This window comes from Priestia sp. P5_B4 (assembly GCF_056400385.1).
The window spans coordinates 1-2,965 of sequence record NZ_JBFULJ010000469.1 but is presented as its reverse complement, the minus strand read 5'-3'; the positions used below and the strand labels follow the sequence as shown (position 1 = coordinate 2,965).

Annotated in this window: 3 protein-coding genes; all 3 read right to left on the bottom strand. The window is 39.3% G+C overall.

The window, feature by feature from the left end; translation table 11 throughout:
* Nucleotides 1–329 precede the first annotated feature (329 nt).
* Nucleotides 330–683, bottom strand: a complete 354-nt coding sequence (locus tag AC1DRF_RS21435) for a cupin domain-containing protein (protein WP_028410967.1) — start codon at nucleotides 681–683, stop codon at nucleotides 330–332.
* A gap of 52 nt (nucleotides 684–735) precedes the next feature.
* Entirely contained in the window at nucleotides 736–1,635 is a 900-nt protein-coding gene (locus AC1DRF_RS21430) for a DMT family transporter (protein ID WP_028410966.1), read from the bottom strand.
* Between the two features lie 151 nt (nucleotides 1,636–1,786).
* Nucleotides 1,787–2,914, bottom strand: coding sequence for an NADH-dependent flavin oxidoreductase (locus tag AC1DRF_RS21425; RefSeq protein WP_477741637.1), 1,128 nt, complete (start codon nucleotides 2,912–2,914; stop codon nucleotides 1,787–1,789).
* Nucleotides 2,915–2,965: the final 51 nt, after the last annotated feature.

Here is a 2,965-nt window from a genome sequence, read left to right as displayed (position 1 = left end):
CGGTTACGTCCTGCAAAAGATTACCTGAAAATGATTCAATTTGTCAAACAATCTCATCTTCATCTCTTTTTTTAGTCATCTACAAAATTTACATTTCAACTTGTAATCTCTTATTTTTTATCGTGATGTTAATATTACACAATTGTTAATTTGTAAATTTTGTTCTCCCTATATTGCATACATATTAATTTACCACATTTCTGCTCTGCAATAAAAGTATTTTTATTTTATTAGGCATAATATTTCACATACTGAATGAAAAGGTACTATTGTACTGGACGGTATTCTTCGCTTACTGTTAGGACTAGTAAAAATAGACTTATCTATGCTTAGTCTTTATCTTCATCAACAGCTATGCGGTCTCCGTGTGCAAAGGGCTGTGAAATAACTAGAAACTCAATCTCTTCGCTGGAACGATTCATCATTTGATGAAGAATGGACGGAAGCACTTCTATTCCTTCATGTGCTTTTACATCATAAATAATTCCGTCTACTTCTAGAGCAGCTGTGCCTTTTAGCACAAAGAAAAATTGCTGTGCTCTCGTGTGATAATGTCTTACCTCTTTCGTATGAGGAGGCATGCGCTCATGAATAATACTTACGTCTTTATTTTTCACTAGGTGCCACCCATCGCATTTTCCTCCCCACACGTAGTGTTCTGCGTTTTGCTTACTGACTTTCATGACTTGCTCCCCTTTTTCTAATAAATGAAGACCTGCAGATGAAATAGAAATTCTATGTGATCTTTTTAATCTTGCTATTGGAAATACTTTTTTTAGATGAAGGTTTTGGCTTCAAAGTAAAAAGCATTCCTAAAAAGATCAAAACAATGCCTGCCAGCTGAAAAAGCGTCGGGCGAAATCCCGTGAATGCTGTATCTAATAAAATAGCAACGGCTGGATCTAAAAACACTAGAACCGAAATCACCTGAGTTTTTAAGTAGCGCAGGCTGTCGAAAAACAAATAATACACTAAACCAGTATGTACAAAGCCCGTTACCAAAATAGCTGTCCAATTGGCCGCTGTTAAGAAATGAAAATCACTAAAATGAACAAACGGCAATAATAAAAAAATCCCTAAAAAAGTCTGAATAAATGTAACAGCGTAAGCACTCGTATGAATAATTCCTTTGCCAAGCAGCGTTGTGCATGCATAAAACAAAGCGGCTAAAAGCGCCCACAGTATTCCTGAAGACATGAAGCCATCAATCGTAAGTTCCTTCACCCCAATAATCAGAAGTGTTCCCACAAAACAAGTGAAAATAGACATAACGCCAAGAACCGTTAATTTCTCCTTAAAGATAAAGCTTCCCAGCAGCAATACTAAGACGGGTGCAAGATGATAAATAGAAATAGCTACCGTAACGGACATCATTTCAAATGCTTTAAATAGAAACACCCAGTTAAACACAAGGAATATGCCGCACAGTAAAATCTGCTTTATTTCTTTGGCATTCCATTTCTCCCTTTTATATTCACCGGTTACAAACCAGCACATTCCGAGAAAAAGCGTTGCACAAATACAGCGAACAAATACTAAATCAAAAGAAGGAAGTCCAGTTTGTGTGGAGAAAAAGCCAATTGAACCAAAAATACTCATTGAAACCATCATTTTTACCATTGGGCCTGCTTTCATTTTTCCACCTCACTTTCAGAAAACTATTATTATTCAAACATAAAGAAGTCTATTYGTAAATTAATGGTTCATAAGTTCTGTTCCATGAAAAAGCAAAAAGCGCAAAGACACGGGGTCAGTCCCATCGTCTTTGCGCTTTTCTGTCTTTCTTTTAATCTTCAACCGGGAACCAGCCTGGTGTGTTAATAACGGCTTGCCACAGCGGGTCAGGAATCACAAGCTTTTCCTGATTTTTTTTGCTTAATGTTGTCACAATTTCATTTTCACGGCCTTCTTTGACTTTTTGAACCCAGTCTGGATCCATAATTAATTCACGGCCAATCGCAAGCAGTGGAATGCCGGTTTCAAGAGCTGCTGCTGCTTCGTCTGCTGTATGAATAGAACCTACGCCCATCACAGGTACGCGGCTTCCTACGCGCTCTTGAATAATCTCAATACGTGAACGAGTATCTTCCACGCCTCGGCGAGGTTTTGACCAGAATTCCATTAGCGATACGTGAAGGTAATCAAGGTCTTTTTCTGCTAGTGCATCAACTAACTTCAACGTATCAGCCATTGTAATTCCAGGCGTTTCAGGCTCTTCTGGCGAGAAGCGATAGCCTACTAAAAATGGCTCTTTTGCATGTTTAGAAACGGCTTGCTTTACTTCGTCTACAATTGCCAGCGGGAATGTTAAACGTTTTTCTACGCTACCGCCCCATTTATCTTGGCGGCGATTAGAATGCGGAGAAAAGAACTGCTGAATTAAATAGTTATTTGCTCCGTGGATTTCAACTCCGTCAAATCCTGCTTCAATAGCACGGCGCGTCATCTCACCAAAATCATGAATAATGCCGTCGATTTCTTCATTTGTTAACTCTCGAGGCACCGGTGCTCCTTCTTGTTCTGCAGCAACAGCACTTGCGCTAACAACCTCTCCATTTGGAACAAGCTCAGGCGGACACATGCGGCCTCCGTGAAAAATTTGAAGAACTGCTTTTGCTCCTTGATCTTTAATGGCTGTTGCTAAACGGCGCAGGCTAGGAATCATTTCATCGCTGTCTGCAGCAAACTCTCCGTGAAATCCTTTGCCGTTCGGCGTTCCGTATGTACATGCTGTAATGACCATGCTAACACCGTTTGAACGTCGTACATAGTAGTCTACTTCTGCATTTGATACTGTTCCATCTTCATTTGATGAAAAATTTGTCATAGGCGCAAGAATAACGCGGTTATCTAATTTGATGCCATTTGAAAAAGTAAACGGCTGTAAAAGCGGCTCATACTTTTTATTTGTCATTTTGTTTCCCTCCAAAAATGATACGGTCAAAAATATTGGCATATTATAGGT